Here is a 17,793-nt window from a genome sequence, read left to right as displayed (position 1 = left end):
CCAGCAGAAGCTCGTCGAGCTCCAGGGTCTCCGCCTTCCGCGGCTCGTTCGGTGCGTCGGAGAAGATGTTGAACGCCAGCCCCAGGTAGAGGGCGAAGAGCGAGGCCGCCGCCACCGAGGAGAAGTCGATGAACCTGAACCTGTGGGTCATCACGAAGGCCCTGGCCCTTTTCCGATTCAAGTTCACGGACGGCACCCGATCGCTGAAACTTCACCGATCGTGCACCTCTTGTGTGAGCAAAACCCTAAGCGGTCCAGATCCAACGGTCTTGCCGACGCGCTCCGTCATAAGCAACTTAAGGCATGTCCGCGCGCCGCCGGAATCGGACGTCCGCCCGCTATTGTAGAGCCGGTTTCCAAAGACGAAGCGCCGTAGCTTCCGTGTGGGGCTGCTGCGGCGGGTAGCTCACGAACTCGATAAGGGCTTAAAATTATGCCTTCGTAGCTGATTGCGGCGCCGCGCTCGGCCGGCGGCATGATGCCAGCCGAGGTCGCTTGCGCTCGCAGGTGGATGCTGGTCGGCAGCCTCGATCTCGAATAGTTCGATAGCAGGGCCGTTCGCGATGCGAAGCATTCGTATCGTGACGATCATCGAGCCGTCGGCGAGGCCGAGGCGAGCCTCGGTGCCCACACCGCCTTGCGGATCCTGATCGCGTCCAAACGTCTTGTAGATCATTTCGACCCGGGTGCCGCCTGAAAGAAGGCCGTGGCCGCTTCGATGTCGGGTACAGCGAGACCCCCATGGTCGATGCCTCGTATCGTCGTTGGCCGGATCATCCATGTCCCCTGCGCCCGCGTGGTGCATCGGAGCCCGATGGTTGGTGGCCCCAAGTCGGACTTGTGATACCCCCACTACGGTATCTTTATTGCGGTGGTGGATCGGGGGATCGACAATGGACACGAACTTCGAAGAAGGCGGAGTCTTCGCGTCCCAGGAGGCCATCTTCCTGAAACGCGCCTTCCTCCTCGCGCAGGAAGACCTCGGTCCCGAAGTCGACCTCGACGAGGCAGCGAAGTCGAAGCTCGCGAAGATCGTCGCCAGCGTCGCCGGTAAGCGGATGCAGGCTGGCGGCGGGATGATGAGCGACGAGGATGCCGTGGATGTGGCGGCCGTAGCGTGCTCGAGATTCATCGGGTTGAGGGCGGACTAAGCGGGCCGCATCGAACAACCGCTGCTCGCCGACCATCAGGCGAATGCATCGCTCCGGCGCGTGGCGGAGCGATGCATTCCTAATGGCTAGGTGCCGTTGCCAAGAAGGTTGTTCACTCTTTACCGGGGTGTTTGGCGGTCGAGGGCTGAGTGAGGGCGGGTGTATTGTAGCCGTCGATCCAGGGCATCATGGCTTCGGTTCGCTCGCTCGATGAGCGATACGCGGTGGCATAGACCCATTCGCGAATCAAGGTCTGGATGAAGCGTTCGGCCTTGCCGTTGGTCCGCGGTGTGTAGGGGCGCGTGCGGACGTGGCGAAGGCCTTCGTGTTTCAGCAGGCCACGGAAGGCGTGGCTTTTGTAGGCCGATCCGTTGTCACTCCGAGGCATTATCAATTCAGGCTCTACAGCTTGACGGCTCGCCCGTCGATGATCTCCGCTCTCTTCAGACAGACTTTCGAGAGCCACGGGTCCGAGGCGGCTGTGATGAATGCCTTCGAGACCTCCCGTTTCTCGATGGAGAGGATCTCCGCACCAAACCGCTCGGGGACCGTCGCGAGATGATCGGCCTGCTGATGCACCGTTGAGCGCCGTCGCGTTCAGCGACGAATACGCCGGCTCTGGCGCCGACCTGTTCCGCGTTGCCTGCGAGCACGAGCTAGAGGGCATCGTTTCGAAGCGGCTCGACGCGCCATATCGCTCCGGCCACTCAAAGACTTGGCTGAAGACCAAGAGCGTCCTGTCCGAGGCCTTCGTGATCATCGGCTATCAGCCGACGTCAGGGGCCGTCCGCGGCGCGCTGGGATCCTGAAGGTGGCCCGGTTAGACGGGACGAAGCTTGTCTATGTCGGCGCGGTCGGGACGGGCTTCAGCGATGCAGTCGCGACGATGCTGGGGTCCAAGCTCGACGCGATCGTGACGCCGAAATGCGCTGTGGCGGGGCTGAAGACGAAGGGCGCCCGATGGGTGCGGCCTGATCTGCAGGCCGAGATCGCCTACCGCTACGTCACAACGGCCGGCGAGCTACGGCACTCCAGTTTCAAGAGGCTGGTCGACTAGCACCGATCCGAATGATTTCGCTGTTCTGGCGATTTCCTCACTCAATCAGGTGACGCGGCCTCCATGGAAGCATGGCCCTAGTTGCTGCAGCGACAGCAACTTTGAGGATATGGCATGACGTTTAGGCCTTCCTTGCCGATACATCGTGACCGCGCACCGCGGCAGAAGTTCATCATACTCGCCGTCCTTACGGTCGCCAGCGCGACCCTCTACTTTGATTGGCATCGCTCGACGACACTCGTCGGTGCGGAGAACACGGTTGGTGAGATCGCATCGCCATAGCCCTTGAACCGCAGACCATCCATCCGCGCGTCGATTAGCAAAGGCATGGGAAATGGAAACAGCTTGGGCTTCCCGATGCCGTTTGGTGTCTGTGACCATATGTGCGGCCACCCTCATTCTGACGTCTTCTGACGTGACGAGATCGCAGGAACGTTTAAGAAAAACAGCCTTTGCCTGCGACGATTTTAAGCAGGCGCTGGCTGGCCCGAAGCAAGAGGCGCCCGGCGGGCGGCCACAGCTGGCAAGCCACGACCCGGACAAGGCCGCTGCCCCAGTAGCGCAATGCAAATGGTTCAAGGCCGATCAAGTCGTGATCGTGGTGCGGCGGAAAGAGGATCGCCATTTTTCTTGTCTGGCAAGCGTTGGCTACCGCAACGCGATGGACGAGGCATTCGAAGACGCGGATCAACCGGATTGCTTTTGGACATCTGACGACGCACTGCGCGCTGTCCCGTAATGGATCTATATGCGTTGATGGTGGCCCAGCTATACGTTCGAGATATGTAATCTGTACTCCATCACCCGCAGCCAGGATGCGATGCGCCAGCTCTTCGCGACCTGACAAGCAACCTGCCGCCGATGCCGGGTGTCTTCACCGAATACCCGCGCCGATCGTGCGCCGCGCTGCCGACGGCGAGCGCGATCTGACGATGATGCGTTGGGGCATGCCGGGGCCGCCGCAGTTTGGCGGTGCGCCTTCTTCGAAACCTGAAGCGGCTTCATAAATCTTTACATTTGCCGGGTCTGAGCGAAACGTTGCGGTCCTATTAATCGTCTCGAAGGCGACGCCAGCCAGGTGTCGCGGGAGACGATCATGACCAGCATCGACACCACAGATCTTGCACCTAATATCCCGCCCCGTCGCACGTGGCGCAGGCGACTGACCGTGGGCGTGGCGGCCGTCGCTCTTGCCGCCGGCGTGACCGGCATCGCAGCGGCCACGGCCTACCATCATGCTGGCTGGGGACACGGCGCGCGTCTCGAATTCGTTCAACGCATCGCCCTGCACGAACTCGACGCCGTCGGCGCCACGACGGCACAAGAAGCGAAAATCCACGACCTCATCGCGACGACCTTTGCCAGCATGCAGCCAAAGGACGGGCAGCGCGATGCTCTGCGCAATCAGGTGCTCGACCTGATGCGCGCCCCGTTGATCGACAGAGGCGCCATCGAAAAAGTCCGCGTCGAGCAGGTCGCGAAATTCGACACCATGTCGAAGACGATCGTCGCGGCGGCGATTGATGCAGCGGAAACGCTCACGCCGGACCAGCGGATCAAGCTGACCGAGAATGTCGAAGCCATGGCCAAGCATGGTCCGATGGATGGGCGGCCACCCTTCATGGACCACGAGCCGGACGATGCGCCGCACGGCGGCAAAGCCCCGGATTGAGTCGGGATCGGTCCCCATCCCGCGGCATCAGCCGTTCGACGGGTCCAAACCACAGCCCGCGTCGCCGCTGCCTTAAGTCGAGCGGTGGCGCGGCTCGACTGCCAGAGAGAAGGATCTGACATGCAACAATTCGGTTTCGTTCTGACGCTGCTCGCCGTGATGCCGATCGCCTTTGCGCAAGGCGCGAACACCCGCGAGAGTCATGCGCTGGCGCCAAAGATCCTCACCAGGATCCCGATGGATGCCCACGTCAAAACCAGCGCACGCGACCTTGCCGACGCCTTAAATCGCCTTTCGCCCGAACAGCGCGCGCTACTCACCGACAGGATCGATGCGATGACCCGGCTCGACCCCGCGGGTGCAGCGTCGGCGCACCCGCTATACCTCCCCTTCGATAACCGTCATCCTCTCGACTTTGACCAGGATCAGTCGTCCAAAGGCACGACAGACAACGGCTGAAGGGATCGCAAACCAAAGTGACGGATCGCCTCCTCATCATCGACGACGATGCGCGCCTTGCCGCCATGGTCGGCGACTATCTTGCCGAGGCCGGCTTCGTCACCGAGAGGTGCTTGACCGCCGCCTCCGGGTTGGAGGCGATCGCCCGGACCGCCTTCGATGCCGTGATCCTCGATCTGATGCTGCCGGATCTCGACGGGTTCGAAGTCTGCCGTCGCATCCGCGCGCGGTCGGCGGTTCCGGTGTTGATGCTCACCGCGCGCGGCGAGGACACGGATCGGATCGTCGGCCTTGAGATCGGCGCCGACGACTATCTGTCGAAACCTTTCAACCCGCGGGTTCTACTGGCGCGGATCCGCGCGATCCTGCGCCGTCAGAAAAGCATGACTGTGTCCGAGCCAACGGTGCTGCGCTTTGGCCGGCTGCAGATCGACCGTGGCTCGCGCACGGCCCGCGTCGACGACGACAAGAGTTTGACCAGCTATCAATTCGACATCCTCGTCGCGCTTGCCGAGAATGCCGGCCGGGTTCTGAACCGCGACCGGCTGCTCGACCTTGTCAAAGGCGGCGACCTCGAGGCCTTCGACCGTTCCATCGATGTCCACGTGTCGCGTATCCGCTCGGCAATCGAGGACAATCCCAAACATCCCCGACGGATCATCACCATCCGCGGTAGCGGCTACGTCTTCGCCAAGACGCAGGACGAGCCATGATCCTCATACGCCGCCGGCTGTTCTGGAAGATCTATCTCACCCTTCTCGCCAGCCTCGTCACCGTGGCTCTGGTGATGGGCTGCTTTTGGTGGTTCCTGGGCGAGACCCAGCACGGGTGGAGCGAGGCCACCCCCGCGCCCGCGGTGGACCGGGATGTCTCTGTATACGCGCCTACCGGCGCCCTGTTAGCCGAGCGAGGAAATCCGATCGCGCTTGACCCGGGTGGGATTGAATCACGTTGGACGCGCCGTCGTCTCCTGCGGGTCGACCTGCCCGACGGCCGCATCGTTCTGACCCGGCTGCGGCCGCCGTCCGGCGCGATGATGATCCTGACCGTGATGCTGATCGTTGCGGGCGGCATCGGCCTCGCAGCCTTCCCCGTCACGGCGCGGCTGACCCGCAGCCTCGAGGCGCTGCGCTTCGGCGCGGCGCGCTGGGGCGCGGGCGATCTTGCGGCGCGGGTCGATGAGACCGGCAGCGACGAAGTCGCACTGGTGGCGCGCGCCTTCAACACCGCGGCGGCGCGGCTTGAGGCGCTTTTGGCGTCCCACAAGACCCTGCTTGCCAATGCCGGACACGAGTTGCGATCGCCACTTGCCCGACTTCGGATCGCCATCGAACTCTGGTTGCACAATCCCGCCGAGGCGACGCAGGCCGAGATTATCCGGAACCTCGCCGAAGTCGATCAACTGGTTGACGAGATCCTGCTATCCAGCCGGCTTGACCATCCCGGCGCAGCCCGACGGCCGCTGGAGACCGTCGACATTCTAGGCCTGGTTGCTGAAGAAGCCGCCCGGGTCGGCGTGACGGTCGACGGCAAATCGGTCGACGTCGCCGGCGACCCTGTCCTGCTGCGCCGCCTCTTTCGCAATCTGCTGGAGAATGGCTTGAAGCATGGTGAGCCGCCGATCGGCGTCACCGTCGCGCGGGAGATGGGCGAGGCACGCATCACCGTGTCTGACGGCGGTCCAGGCATCCCGGAGGCGGAGCGTGCCCGCATCTTCGAGCCTTTCTATAGACCTGCCGGCCGCAGCGAAGCCGCTGGCGGATGGGGCCTCGGCCTTGCCCTCGTTCAGCAAATCGCGGCGCATCACGGCGGTCACGTGACCTGCGGCACGACCGATGGCGGTGGCAGCCGGTTTGTGGTTTTTTTATTGGCCGATTGATCCCATCCGGTTGCGATCAAGCGCAGACCAAGCCGAAGACGGCCAACTTGGTTCGCGCTCGACGACGGTCGACCGCTGTTCGCCTTTGCCGGGATCTCGACGACTTGGCACGGCACGCATGGGAGGGACGATGAAGAACCTGATCGAGGGCTAGCATCAGTTCGACGGATTCCCTACGACCAACGCGAACGGCGTCGTTGGCCCGGTGCATCCCAAGGCCATGCCGGTGCTACTCACGACGGCGGAGGAATGGGACGTCTGGCTACGAGCGCCATGGGCTGAGGCCTCGGCGCTTCAACGGCCCCTACCTGAGGCCATGATGAAGATCGTCGCGACGGGCGAAAAGGAGGGCCGACACGACGGTGGGGCGGTTGAGGCGGCACCGCGACAGCACGGCCTCCTCTAGGCAACCTGTATTGCCCACGCAATCGTTCAGGCCGCTAGAGACGCCAGGCAATGCGGCGGGCATATCTTGAGATCGCGAACTTATTGCTCGCCGCCGTGGAGGACGTCCGTTTTCTTCGCCGGCTTCCGATCCGTATCTTCGGTTTTTTCCGGAGCCTTCGTCGTCTCCGTGCCGGTCGGACCGTCCTTAGTGCCGCCCATGGCTTCGGGCGACGGCCCCTTGTCCTGCTCGATGCGTCCGTCCAGGTTACCCATGTTTTTTGTCCTATCCTGCGATCCAGCCGCCCGGCTTACTCGGCAGCCTGCTGCATGTCGGCACGGGTGACCCGCGCCGCGCAGAACTTGAACTCTGGGATCTTGCCGAAAGGGTCGAGCGCGGGGTTTGTCAGCAAGTTCGCGGCGGCCTCGGCGTAGCAGAACGGCATGAAGATCATGTTCTCCGGCACGTCGCGATCTGAGCGGACCTTGATCTCCACCGCGCCGCGCCGCGTTTCGAGCCTCATCATGTCGCCGGGGAAGAGATGCAGCCGGCGCAGGTCGCGCGGCGACAGGAAGGCGACCGCCTCCGGCTCGATCGAGTCGAGCACATGGGCGCGGCGGGTCATCGAACCCGTGTGCCAATGTTCCAGCACCCGGCCCGTCGACAGGATCATCGGATACTCGTCGTCGGGCACTTCCGCCGGCGGCAGCACGCGCGCCGGCACGATCTTGCCTCGACCGTTGGCCGTCGGGAAGCCTGTCGTGAAGATGATCTCGTTGCCAGGTGCCGCGGCGTTGTCCACGGGATAGGTGACCGCGCCCTCCCGCTCCAATCGTTCCCAGGTAATGTTCTTCAGCGAGGGCATCAGCGACGCCATCTCGTCGAAGACCTCGCTCACATGCTCGTAAGGCCAGTCGAGCCCCATGCGCTTGCCGATCTCCTGGATGATCCAGAGGTCCTGCTTGGCCTGTCCCGGCGGAGGCACGACCTCGCGCGAGATCTGCACGCGGCGATCGGTGTTGGTGAAAGTGCCGACCTTCTCCGCGAAGGCGGAGGCCGGCAGCACGACGTCGGCATGGAACGCAGTTTCGGTCATGAACAAGTCCTGCACGACGAGGTGGTCGAGCATGGCCAATGCCGAGCGGGCATGGTGCAGGTCGGGATCCGACATCGCCGGGTTCTCGCCCTGGACGAACATGCCGTTGATCGTGCCGTCGTGGATCGCTCGCATGATCTCGACGACCGTCAGACCCGGGACGGGATCGAGCTTCTGCTGCCAGGCTTCCTCGAAGACCTCGCGGAAATCCGCGCGCCCGATCGGCTGGTAGTCCGGCAGGAACATCGGGATCAGGCCGGCGTCGGATGCGCCCTGGACGTTGTTCTGGCCGCGCAGCGGGTGCAGGCCGGTGCCGGGGCGGCCGATCTGGCCGGTGATGAGCGCGAGCGCGATCAGGCAGCGGGAGTTGTCCGTGCCGTGGACATGCTGGCTGATGCCCATGCCCCAGAAGATGATGGCCGAGCGCGCCGTAGCGTAGGTCCGCGCGACGTCGCGTAGCGTCTCGGCGTCGATGCCGCAGAGCGGGGCCATCGCCTCCGGTGTGAAGTCCGCCGTCTTCGCCTTCAGCTCCTCGAAGCCTTCGGTGTAGCCGGCGATGTACTGGTCGTCGGTCAGGCCTTCGGTGATGATCGTATGAATCATCGCGTTCAGCATGGCGACGTCGCTGCCCGGCTTGAACGCGAGGTGCTGGTAGGCGTGGCGGGACAGGACCTGACGGCGTGGGTCCATGATGATCAGCTTGGAGCCGTTCTTCGCCGCCTGCTTGATGAAGGTCGCCGCAACGGGATGGTTCACCGTCGGATTCGCGCCGATGACGATGATCACCTCGGCGTCGGCGGCCGCGGCGAAGGGCGCGGAGACGGCGCCCGAGTTCAGGCCTTCCATCAGCGCGGCGACTGACGAGGCATGGCAGAGGCGCGTGCAGTGATCGACGTTGTTCGACTCGAAGCCCGTGCGGACCAGCTTCTGGAAAAGGTAGGCTTCCTCGTTCGACCCCTTGGCCGAACCGAAGCCGGCGAGCGCCTTGGGCCCCTTCTCGTCACGGATCTTCACGAGCCCCTTGGCGGCGAAGTCGAGAGCCTCATCCCAGGTCGCCTCTCGAAAGTGGGTGAAGGGGTTGGCAGGATCGACCTCGCTGTCCCACGCCTTCGGCGCATCCTCGCGACGGATCAGCGGCACCGTCAGGCGGTGGGGATGGTGGATGTAGTCAAAGCCGAAGCGACCCTTCACGCAGAGGCGGTTTTCGTTCGCCGGGCCGTTGCGGCCCTCGGCGTAAACGATGCGGTTGTCCTTGACCTGGTAGTTCACTTGGCAACCGACGCCGCAGAACGGGCAGAGCGAGGCGACTTCGCGATCGGGATAAACAGTGCGGGTCTGATGCTCGTCGAGGTACGCGGCCGGCATCAGCGCGCCCGTCGGACAGGCTTGCACGCATTCGCCGCAGGCGACGCAGGTGGACGATCCCATCGGATCGTCAAAATCGAAGACGATCTTGGCGTCGTGGTTGCGGTAGGCCATGCCGATGACGTCGTTGACCTGGACCTCGCGGCATCCGCGCACGCACAGGCCGCACTGTATGCAGGCATCGAGGTTCACCCGCATCGCGGGGTGGCTTGCATCGCCTGTCCAGCGTGGCGCGGCAGGAAAACGGCTTTCCGTCACCGCCTGCGCGTCAGCCCAATGCCAGAACTTCGAATCCGGGTCGTGCGACGTCTGCCGCTCCGGCTGGTCGGAGACCAGAAGCTCCATCACCATCCGGCGTGCGGTCACCGCGCGGTCGGTGGCGGTGTTCACCTTCATGCCGGCAGCCGGCATGCGCTTGCACGAGGCCGCGAGCACCCGCTCGCCTTCGATCTCAACCATGCAGGCGCGGCAATTGCCGTCCGCGCGGTAGCCTGGCTCCGGCAGGTAGCAGAGATGCGGGATCTCGTTGCCCTGGCGCTTGGCGACCTGCCAGATCGATTCACCTTCGGCCGCTTCGACGATGGCGCCGTCGAGTTCGAATTGGATCGGATCGCTCATTCGGCGGCCTCCGCTGCGGGGAATTCTTCCGGAAAATAGGTCATCACGGAATTGATCGGGTTCGAGGCCGCTTGGCCAAGACCGCAGATCGACGCGTCGCGCATGCACTTGGCGAGTTCGGTGAGTAGCGGACGGTTCCACAGACCGCCCTGCATCAGCATGACCGCCTTCTGCGTTCCGGACCGGCATGGCGTGCACTGGCCACAGCTCTCGTCCTCGAAGAACTTCGTCAGGTTGAGCGCAGCGTCCTTCACGTCGTCGTGGTCGGACATGACGACCACGGCGGCCGACCCGATGAAGCAGCCGTATTGCTCCAGCTTCCCGAAATCGAGCGGGATGTCATCCATGTGGGCCGGCAGGATGCCGCCCGAAGCACCGCCCGGCAGGTAAGCGTGGAATGCGTGCCCATCCTGCATGCCGCCGCAGTATTCTTCGATCAGCTCCCTAATCGTCAGACCTGATGGCGTGAGCTTGACGCCGGGGTTCTTGACGCGGCCGGAGACAGAGTACGACCGCAGCCCGACGCTGCCGTTTCGGCCCTGCGCCTTCCACCACTCGCCACCCTTCTCGACGATGTCGCGCACCCAATAGACGGTCTCGACATTGTTGATGAGGGTCGGGCGGCCGAACAGGCCGACTTGGAAGGGGAACGGCGGCTTGTGGCGCGGCAGGCCACGCTTGCCTTCCAGGCTCTCGATCAGCGAGCTTTCTTCACCGCAGATGTAGGCGCCGGCGCCACGCCGCAGGTGGATCACCGGGCCGCCCGGCGGCAGTTTCGGGATCTCGGTTTCCAGGATCGTTCGCGCGGCGGGATATTCGTCGCGGAGGTAGATGTAGACGTCGGTCGCTTCGACCACCGCGGCCCCGATCAGCATACCCTCGATGAAGCGATGCGGATCATGTTCGAGGTAGAAGCGGTCCTTGAAGGTGCCGGGCTCGCCTTCGTCGCCGTTGATCGCCATCAGGCGCGGGCCCGGCATGCCGCGCACGCTCTTCCACTTGCGGGCGGTCGGGAAACCGGCGCCGCCGAGACCGCGAAGGCCGCCGCCGTCGAGCGCATCGATGATCGCGTCCGGCGTTGTCGAGCCGGAGCGAAGATGCTCCAGGAGCCGGTAACCGCCGTCGGCCTTGTAGGCGTCATAGCCGATATAGTCCGGCACGTGGGCGTGGGTGTCGCCGGCGGCCGAAGCTGCCAGGACTGCCTCCGCCGTCGCATTGTCTACGAAGTGATGACCAACCTCAGCGACGGGTGCAGTGTCGCAGCGGCCGACGCATGGTGCGCGAACAACTCTGACTTGCGGACCGGCGGTCGCCGTCAGCTCGTGGAAGAGTTTCTCGGCGCCGAGCATCGCACAGGTGATCGACTCGCAGACGCGGATCGTCAGCGGCGGAATGGAGGAATCGCCCTCCTTCACGACGTCGAAGTGGGCGTAGAATGTCGCCGTCTCGAACACCTCGGCGAAGCTGAGCTTCATGAGGTCGGCCAGCGCCGCAAGATGAGCGGCCGAGATCTGGTGATAGTAGTCCTGGATCAGGTGCAGGTGTTCGATCAGAAGATCGCGTTGGTAAGATCGGCCATCAAGCAGGGCTTCGACCTCTGTCAGGGCTTGCGGATCGACCTGCCGCCCCTTTGGGGTGGACTTGGCGCGCTTGCGGCCTTCGCCGGGATGCTCGAAAGCCGTGACCACGCGGTGATCGCTGCCGGACGTACCTGACATGCCTCTTCCCTTGGATTATCGCGCCGGCCATGGATCCCATGTCGGCACCAGACGCGTTTAGAGGCGCCGCTTTGGGGCTACCTTTGCGATAAAGACGTCGCGATCAAGTTAATTATCGCCAACTGACGCAGGGATAGGAGTTTCCTATCACGGGATGCGATTCAGCTATTGTCATGCTGGACTTCAAAGAAGCACCATAGCAAGATCGAGATCAGCGCCAGATCGAGCATTCGGACGGAGCGTCAAAGATCAATCATGGAATATACTCGAGAGCGAGCGGGGATGGCCATCGACGGCCTGGTGCAGTCCGTCAACAATGCGATCCTTGTACTTCTCTGTTGCGTGCCCGATTACGAACGGACCGCCGAACAGCTCTGGCTGCTGGGCGACAACCTGTCGACGATCGCAGAGATCCGGCTGACGCCTGGCGAAAGGCGCTTGTCCTTCCGCCTCATCTACGACCGGCTGTTTCTTCGGGTGTTCGAGAACGCGGGCTACCAGGCGCTGGCAAGGAGGCTGGCATCGCCGCCGTTCGACCAGATGACGCCGCAACCGGACCTCGATCTGCTGCAGGTGGCCGAGCGACTGAAGCGCTTCCATCGGGCCTTCGCCCATTCGTGTGCCACCGGCACTGCGGGCACGGATGAACTGGACGAGCTGGTCCTGTCGCTGCAGCCGTCACCTCCATCGCTACGCGGGAAGGTGGGTGACCATTCCGCGACGCGCTCGTCACGGTCACGATCGATGCGCCCAGGATGATCCATAGCGTATCAAGCTTTGTCAGGAGCAGCAGGCCGAGGCCGACGATTGCAATCGCGATCGTGATGGGGTCGGTGAGCGCCTGCCGGGCGAGTGGGATGGCGGCCGCGAGGAGCAGCCCGACGCTGGCGATCACCACGGCCTGGAGAGCGCCCTTGAGGTGTGGAAGTTCGATCCGGCGCCCGGCGAAGGCGATCAGAGGAATGACAAGCATGGCAGGCGTTATCATCGCCAGCCAGCCTGCTATGGCGCCCGGGATCCCGGCGACGAAGTAGCCGACTCTCACGATGTAAAGGCCGACCGGACCTGAGGTGCTGCGGATGATAACGACCGCCTCATTCAACTGCTGGAGCGGGGGCGTAAGGCGCTCGCGATCGAGGTCACAGTCGCTGTCTCAGCGTGAGTCGGAGGATCGAAGCCAAATGCGCAGGATGCTTTGAGTACAAGCAATTGACTGAGCGCAGGAACAGAAAATCACTCCAAGCAGTGAGATAACTTCCGATGATGCGCGGAAGCCCTACGTCTAGCATGAATGATGCTGTGTGCCATCAACCCCCGTGATCAGGATGTGTTAATGAATATCCAAGCGTATTTCGAAGAGTGGTCGCGAGCTCCAGGCGAAACCGTGCGGATGGCGGTCAGCACTGCGCACCGGCAAGTCCACGCAACCCTGGTCCGGCTGCTGTCGGGACCGGCGCGCGATGGCCAATCTGTGGGCCGCACGCGCGCCTGCCCGGATGTGCTCGATAAAAATTTTGCCGGGCGACTACAAACCACGGCGGTCGGCTCCTACGCGACCCTGCCGGTGCCTGCCGCGCCTACCGGCGCGACGACGATCCACTGCTGGATCTGGCCGACGCTGCCGAAGCATGCGACGCCACAAGCCGTCTGGAGCGTCGGCCGCCTTGCCCTGGTGATCGCCGACGGTACCCTACAGCTTCGCGACGGCGCCACGACATTGGTTGGCCTCGCAAAACCTGTGATCACACGCACTTGGTCAGCAGTGACGGTCACGCTAGACGGCACCGACGCCACGCTCACCTTGGCCATCGTCGACAAGCGCCCACGGCACACCGCGATCACCGCGCCCTGCTCTCTGGTGGTGTCCTCCCAAACCTTCATGCTTGCCGCCAGCGGTGTCGCTGCAACCGGGCCAATCGCCGCCTTCAACGGTAAGATCGATTCCCCTGCGCTCTACGTAGGTCCTTTCACGCCAGCCGACATCGACGCAGTCGGTCGGGGTCTCGCCCCCTCCACCTCACCGTGGGCCGCCTGGGAGCTGGCGGCAGACTACGCCTCCGAAACCATCGCCTCGCTGACCGGCGCCGCGCCGGGGCACCTTTTCAACGGTGTCGAACGCGGCGTCACCGGCCGCGCCTGGGACGGCACCAGCGACTCGTTTATCGAGAGCCCGGCCCATTATACCGCGCTGCAATTCCATGACGACGACATGGTCGACGCCGGCTGGGCCTATGACCTTAGTTTCGACCTGCCGAAGACTCTGGAGAGCGGCGTTTATGCGGTGCAACTCGACGCGGACGGCGCCAGCAGTCACATCCCGCTATTCGTCTGCGCCGCCAGCGACGCCACGGCGCCTATCCTATTTCTTGTGCCGACAAACACCTATCTCGCCTATGGCAACGACCACCTCGCCTCGCTAGATTTTTCCTCGGTGATGCCGCACGATAAGGTGGTGCCGGCTGACGAAGAGTATTTGTTCGCCCACCGCGAGCCCGGCCGATCATGCTACGACACACACGCCGACGGCACGCCGGTGCGCTATTCGAGCCGCCGCCGGCCGCTTGTCAACGTGAGGCCCGGCTTTCCCAACTGGCTGACGGGTTCGTACAGGCATTTTCCTGTCGACATGTACATCGTCGAATGGCTTGAGCATGTCGGGCTGCCCTACCACGTCGCCACCGACGAAGACCTCGAGCACAAGGGCCGTGGCCTGCTTGACCGCTATGCGGTGGTCGTGACCGGCTCGCATCCCGAATACTGGTCCCGCAGCGGCCTCGACACGCTCGACGCCTATTTAGGCGACGGCGGCCGCATCATGTATCTCGGTGGCAACGGATTTTATTGGGTCACCAGTCGCTTCGCCGAGCGGCCATGGGTCATCGAGGTGCGGCGCGACAATAGCGGCACCCGCTGCTGGGACGCTCCGTACGGCGAGCGCACCCATGTCGCCACATGCGAGGCCGGCGGCATCTGGCGGACCCGCGGCCGGGCGCCGAACAAGATGCTCGGCGTTGGCTTCGCCTCCGAGGGTTGGTCCCAGGGCTGCGGCTACAAGCGGCTGCCGGCGAGTTATTCGCCCATGGCTACGCGCTTCTTCGACGGCGTCGAGACAGATGTCGTCGGCGATTACGGTCACGTGCTGGGCGGTGCCGTCGGCGACGAAGTCGACCGCTACGACATAGCACTGGGGAGCCCTGTCGACGCTTTAGTGCTTGCGACCTCGACCGGCCTCGGAAACGAATACCAGTTGGTCATCGAAGATTTGACCCTGTCCCTGCCGCACCAGGGCGGGGCGCAACGCCCCGAAGTAATTCGCGCCGACATCGTCCTGTTTGCCCGCATGGGTGGCGGCGGCGTGTTTTCTGTCGGCTCTATAACTTACGGCGGAGCGCTGGCCTGGAACGATTGCGACAACGCCCTGTCACGGCTGACCGCTAACGTGCTTCAAGCATTTGCCGCGCCGGGGCCGTTTTTGTTGAGCGACGCGGCGCAAGCATGATGGGATTGCAGTCGCTGACGAGTGCCCCGCGCCCTGGCAAATCTTGCATTAGAAAGCAATGTGCGACTTGAGCCTTTCGTCAGGCAAATTTGCGCACGAACATAACGAGGGAGCAACAGTCCGCCTGGGCAGTGTCGCCGTTGGTGAAGTTAACACGGCAGACGGATCGCCAACTCCTTCAATTAATGACGTCGCGATGCCCAAAGTCCCAAGCGGCACGGGATCTACGCTGTACAGGCGTCAAGGCAATGTGGACAGAATTCTCCTGATCATACCCGGCGGTCTGGGCAGCTTCTGCTTAAGCCGCAGCCGAGATACTGCATCGTCTCCGCTAATGAATGCGCATGATTGCGTCGTTACGTTCCTGTCGTCAGTATTTGTCCGTCGCCGGTGTCGGACCGAGGGCTTCCCAAGCTGCGAGCGCAGCTTGGGAATCTTGTAAATACACCCGTCCGAGCGCGTTCACTTGTGCCATCGCGCTTCCTTCAGTATCAAACGGCTTGGGATGATCGATGTGGGAGCTGGCGTGGCACGGATACTCTCGATCGCGGTCACGCAAATGGCCTGCTCATGGGATCGCGACGCGAACATCCAGCGCGCTGCCGCCATGGTGGAGGAAGCGGCTGGGCAGGGCGCTCAGGTAGTTTTGCTACAGGAGTTGTTCGAGACGCCCTATTTTTGCATCGACAAGAACAAGGCCTTTCTCAAGGAGGCGACGACCGTCGCAGCCAACCCGGCCATCCAAGCGATGCGGGTCCTGGCGCGCAAGCTCAACGTCGTGATCCCCGTGTCCTTCTTTGAGCGCGATGGTGACAGGCACTTCAACTCGCTCGCCATGATCGACGCGGACGGTGAGATCCTCGGCGTCTATCGCAAGAGCCATATCCCCGATTTTCCAGACTATGAGGAAGCGTTCTACTTCGAACCTGGAGATACCGGGTTCATGGTCTTCGAAACCAAGTTCGCCCGGCTCGGCGCGGCGATCTGTTGGGACCAATGGTTTCCGGAGGCCGCCCGCGCTATGGCTTTAAAGGGCGCCGAAGTTCTGCTCTACCCAACCGCAATCGGCTGGCCAATCGAACCGACCCAAAGCCGGTTCAAGAACTCGAAGGTACACTGGCAGCAGGTCATGCAGGGCCATGCAGGTGCCAACATCATGATCCTTGCCGCCTCCAACCGTATCGGCGCGGAGCACGGTATTTCGGGGCAAACACAGTTCTACGGCGGCTCGTTGATCGTCGACCATATTGGCACGAAGGCCGCGGAGGCGGACGAGGCAACGTCACAGATTATGGTCAAGTCCTTCGATATGGATGAGATTGCGCTGTACCGAAAGGATTGGGGCATCTTCCGGACGCGGCGGCCGGATCTCTATGCTCCGCTTTGCTTGGCGGAATAATCGCACTTGTCGCCTCTTACCTCGATGCATGCAAAACCATTCTTGCCGCCGAGACCGTAGCATTAGCCTCGTCGTGACTCGGTCTTGAACGCTGCTTTATACGTCGAATGAATCCCAAGCTGCCGCTCCGCTTTCTGTCATAACATGCCGGAAGCAGCCGGACGGCTACACGCCCGAGGTTGCCGTTCCGGGCGACCAATGTAGATCCAGAAAGCGGACGCAGAGGATTTGCTCGCCTATGTCGGACGCACCCTCATGCCGTCATCTGAAAAAGGAAGGCTTGCTGCCGCTATTTCCCGCGAGGTTGTTGGTACCGGGCCGGAATCAGACACGGTCGGCGGCGCCGCCCTGGGTCAGCCGAAGCCAATTACCATGCGCGAAGCCGGCTTTATCGGCCTCGTCCAGTCCACAGTCCGCGAGGAACCGCCGCGGATCGCCGCCCGGTCGATATTGGTAAGGGTAATCCGTCGAGAATAGCAGCCGGTCGGGTCCCACGATCGCTGCGGCCTGCGCTAGATAGCGGGGCGAGAACATGCCGCTGGCGGTAACGTAGAGGTTGCGGCGCAGATAGGTTGCGATCGGCTGCTCCAGCCGCGACACGCGGTCCATGACTGCAAGGCATTCGGCATAGAAGAGCACGACCTCGCCCCAATGGCCCAAGATCAGCTAAAGATCAGGCAAGCGATCAAATGAGCCGGCCAGCAGGAGGCGGAGGAATTGGATCCCCGCATCATAGTGCCAGCCAAGGCCGTAATGCGCGAATGCCGCCTCCACGTCGGGCGTGAAGCCCGAATAATAAGCCGAGCGTACCGCCGTCGGGGGCGTTCGCGGGTGAAGCAGGATCGGCATCCCGAGCTTCGCCGCACTTTCGAAGATCGGCGAGCATTTAGAAACGCCGAAAATGCGATCCCTCGTTGCAGAGGTAGCCCTACGCGTAGGGCAGTGAACTGCTCTCCAACCCAGTCTTCTCGACGTTGACCAGGCTCCAAATCTGGAAACGTATCGAAAATCGAGAAATGCTGTTTGGAATTAGCAGGAACGCCGATCAAGCGAGCCGTCTCGCCAGGGTCCCGGATCTCGCCACCCATGGCGGCCCACTCGTCGGGAGAGTACTCGGACGAAAGGATGGGCAGCGTCTTAAAGGAGGTCGCGCTTGAGTTTGCTTCACTCCAAGACGAGTGGCGTATGACATGCTTTCCGCTCGTCAAAGCATATGTCGATCCTTGGATCACCTGATGTTTATCGGTCCTTTTCCCGCGTGCCGTCCCAATTTCATTGATGGGAAGGATGCAATCGTTGAACGTCAGAGCTGCTTCAATAAGCCCTGCCGGCGTCGCGTTGAGGGTAGGAAGGTCTTCTTCGAGCTCGTATCCAATCGCCAAGGCAGCCATCAGCTGGATTTGCGATTTACCCATTCGGCTCCCCCCCGTAAATAGACTAGGGGATGCACACATCGTTGGCACCGGCGATGACTCGAACGTGAGTGAGTGTGTTC

The 17,793-nt window shown here is 62.8% G+C and carries 16 protein-coding genes and 2 pseudogenes; 11 read left to right on the top strand and 7 right to left on the bottom strand.

Features of this window, described 5'->3' with window-relative positions:
- The first annotated feature begins 893 nt into the window (after positions 1 to 893).
- A complete protein-coding gene (locus GSQ79_RS21225) occupies positions 894 to 1,151 on the top strand; it encodes a hypothetical protein (RefSeq protein WP_158810785.1) in 258 nt (85 codons plus the stop codon).
- 119 nt (positions 1,152 to 1,270) lie between these two features.
- On the opposite strand, the pseudogene GSQ79_RS21220 reads toward GSQ79_RS21225, so the two are convergent.
- Both GSQ79_RS21220 and GSQ79_RS21215 read right to left on the bottom strand, forming a co-directional pair.
- Positions 1,271 to 1,530 (bottom strand): annotated as a pseudogene (locus GSQ79_RS21220) (integrase core domain-containing protein); the annotation flags it as partial.
- 23 nt (positions 1,531 to 1,553) lie between these two features.
- Entirely contained in the window at positions 1,554 to 1,730 is a 177-nt protein-coding gene (locus tag GSQ79_RS21215; RefSeq protein WP_158810783.1) for a hypothetical protein, read from the bottom strand.
- A 2-nt stretch (positions 1,731 to 1,732) separates the two neighbouring features.
- Here GSQ79_RS21215 and GSQ79_RS21210 point away from each other — a divergent pair, with 2 nt between their 5' ends.
- The 7 genes from GSQ79_RS21210 to GSQ79_RS21180 all read left to right on the top strand — a co-directional run bounded on the left by GSQ79_RS21210 (position 1,733) and on the right by GSQ79_RS21180 (position 6,218).
- The gene (locus tag GSQ79_RS21210) at positions 1,733 to 1,960 is read left to right on the top strand and encodes a hypothetical protein (RefSeq protein ID WP_158810782.1); all 228 of its coding nucleotides are present in this window, start codon (positions 1,733 to 1,735) and stop codon (positions 1,958 to 1,960) included.
- Positions 1,961 to 1,962: 2 nt separating this feature from the next.
- Positions 1,963 to 2,208, top strand: coding sequence for a hypothetical protein (locus GSQ79_RS21205; protein ID WP_158810781.1), 246 nt, complete (start codon positions 1,963 to 1,965; stop codon positions 2,206 to 2,208).
- Between the two features lie 367 nt (positions 2,209 to 2,575).
- Entirely contained in the window at positions 2,576 to 2,947 is a 372-nt protein-coding gene (locus tag GSQ79_RS21200; protein WP_158810780.1) for a hypothetical protein, read from the top strand.
- 357 nt (positions 2,948 to 3,304) lie between these two features.
- A complete protein-coding gene (locus tag GSQ79_RS21195) occupies positions 3,305 to 3,880 on the top strand; it encodes a Spy/CpxP family protein refolding chaperone (protein ID WP_158810779.1) in 576 nt (191 codons plus the stop codon).
- Between the two features lie 120 nt (positions 3,881 to 4,000).
- On the top strand, positions 4,001 to 4,339 hold the full coding sequence (locus tag GSQ79_RS21190) for a hypothetical protein (protein ID WP_158810778.1): 339 nt from the start codon (positions 4,001 to 4,003) through the stop codon (positions 4,337 to 4,339).
- Between the two features lie 17 nt (positions 4,340 to 4,356).
- Positions 4,357 to 5,052, top strand: a complete 696-nt coding sequence (locus GSQ79_RS21185) for a response regulator (protein ID WP_158810777.1) — start codon at positions 4,357 to 4,359, stop codon at positions 5,050 to 5,052.
- Entirely contained in the window at positions 5,049 to 6,218 is a 1,170-nt protein-coding gene (locus tag GSQ79_RS21180) for a HAMP domain-containing sensor histidine kinase (protein WP_158810776.1), read from the top strand. Before GSQ79_RS21185 ends, GSQ79_RS21180 begins: the two co-directional genes overlap by 4 nt.
- A gap of 486 nt (positions 6,219 to 6,704) precedes the next feature.
- On the opposite strand, the gene GSQ79_RS21175 is transcribed toward GSQ79_RS21180, so the two are convergent.
- The 3 genes from GSQ79_RS21175 to GSQ79_RS21165 are packed head-to-tail and all read right to left on the bottom strand — an operon-like array spanning position 6,705 to position 11,400.
- Positions 6,705 to 6,878 (bottom strand): hypothetical protein, encoded by a 174-nt coding sequence (locus GSQ79_RS21175; RefSeq protein WP_158810775.1) that lies wholly within the window; start codon positions 6,876 to 6,878, stop codon positions 6,705 to 6,707.
- 35 nt (positions 6,879 to 6,913) lie between these two features.
- Entirely contained in the window at positions 6,914 to 9,682 is a 2,769-nt protein-coding gene (gene fdhF / locus GSQ79_RS21170; RefSeq protein ID WP_158810774.1) for a formate dehydrogenase subunit alpha, read from the bottom strand.
- The gene (locus GSQ79_RS21165) at positions 9,679 to 11,400 is read right to left on the bottom strand and encodes an NAD(P)H-dependent oxidoreductase subunit E (RefSeq protein WP_158810773.1); all 1,722 of its coding nucleotides are present in this window, start codon (positions 11,398 to 11,400) and stop codon (positions 9,679 to 9,681) included. Before GSQ79_RS21165 ends, fdhF begins: the two co-directional genes overlap by 4 nt.
- A 282-nt stretch (positions 11,401 to 11,682) precedes the next feature.
- Between GSQ79_RS21165 and GSQ79_RS29750 the strand changes: the two genes are divergently transcribed.
- Positions 11,683 to 12,159, top strand: coding sequence for a hypothetical protein (locus tag GSQ79_RS29750; RefSeq protein ID WP_246725486.1), 477 nt, complete (start codon positions 11,683 to 11,685; stop codon positions 12,157 to 12,159).
- A 37-nt stretch (positions 12,160 to 12,196) separates the two neighbouring features.
- Here GSQ79_RS29750 and GSQ79_RS29745 read toward each other — a convergent pair.
- Positions 12,197 to 12,502 (bottom strand): annotated as a pseudogene (locus GSQ79_RS29745) (chromate transporter); the annotation flags it as partial.
- A gap of 231 nt (positions 12,503 to 12,733) precedes the next feature.
- On the opposite strand from GSQ79_RS29745, the gene GSQ79_RS21155 reads away from it, so the two are divergent.
- Positions 12,734 to 14,899, top strand: coding sequence for a N,N-dimethylformamidase beta subunit family domain-containing protein (locus GSQ79_RS21155; RefSeq protein ID WP_158810771.1), 2,166 nt, complete (start codon positions 12,734 to 12,736; stop codon positions 14,897 to 14,899).
- Between the two features lie 526 nt (positions 14,900 to 15,425).
- The gene (locus GSQ79_RS21150; RefSeq protein WP_158810819.1) at positions 15,426 to 16,298 is read left to right on the top strand and encodes a nitrilase-related carbon-nitrogen hydrolase; all 873 of its coding nucleotides are present in this window, start codon (positions 15,426 to 15,428) and stop codon (positions 16,296 to 16,298) included.
- Positions 16,299 to 16,622: 324 nt separating this feature from the next.
- Here GSQ79_RS21150 and GSQ79_RS29740 read toward each other — a convergent pair whose 3' ends face one another.
- The gene (locus GSQ79_RS29740) at positions 16,623 to 16,937 is read right to left on the bottom strand and encodes an amidohydrolase family protein (RefSeq protein WP_246725483.1); all 315 of its coding nucleotides are present in this window, start codon (positions 16,935 to 16,937) and stop codon (positions 16,623 to 16,625) included.
- Between the last annotated feature and the right edge of the window lie 856 nt (positions 16,938 to 17,793).

Origin of the sequence: Beijerinckia sp. L45, from assembly GCF_009765775.1 — a bacterium.
Lineage (GTDB): Bacteria > Pseudomonadota > Alphaproteobacteria > Rhizobiales > Beijerinckiaceae > RH-AL1.
The sequence above is the reverse complement of the archived record's forward strand: the minus strand, read 5'-3'. Positions and strand labels throughout refer to the sequence as shown.

Excerpts from the sequence above, each read along its gene's own strand:
- GSQ79_RS21225 (WP_158810785.1), top strand. The coding sequence starts at position 894 with ATGGACACGAACTTCGAAGAAGGCGGAGTCTTCGCGTCCCAGGAGGCC.
- GSQ79_RS21195 (WP_158810779.1), top strand. The coding sequence starts at position 3,305 with ATGACCAGCATCGACACCACAGATCTTGCACCTAATATCCCGCCCCGT.
- GSQ79_RS21190 (WP_158810778.1), top strand. The coding sequence starts at position 4,001 with ATGCAACAATTCGGTTTCGTTCTGACGCTGCTCGCCGTGATGCCGATC.
- GSQ79_RS21180 (WP_158810776.1), top strand. The coding sequence starts at position 5,049 with ATGATCCTCATACGCCGCCGGCTGTTCTGGAAGATCTATCTCACCCTT.
- GSQ79_RS21175 (WP_158810775.1), bottom strand. The coding sequence starts at position 6,878 with ATGGGTAACCTGGACGGACGCATCGAGCAGGACAAGGGGCCGTCGCCC.
- fdhF (WP_158810774.1), bottom strand. The coding sequence starts at position 9,682 with ATGAGCGATCCGATCCAATTCGAACTCGACGGCGCCATCGTCGAAGCG.
- GSQ79_RS21165 (WP_158810773.1), bottom strand. The coding sequence starts at position 11,400 with ATGTCAGGTACGTCCGGCAGCGATCACCGCGTGGTCACGGCTTTCGAG.
- GSQ79_RS29750 (WP_246725486.1), top strand. The coding sequence starts at position 11,683 with ATGGCCATCGACGGCCTGGTGCAGTCCGTCAACAATGCGATCCTTGTA.
- GSQ79_RS21155 (WP_158810771.1), top strand. The coding sequence starts at position 12,734 with ATGAATATCCAAGCGTATTTCGAAGAGTGGTCGCGAGCTCCAGGCGAA.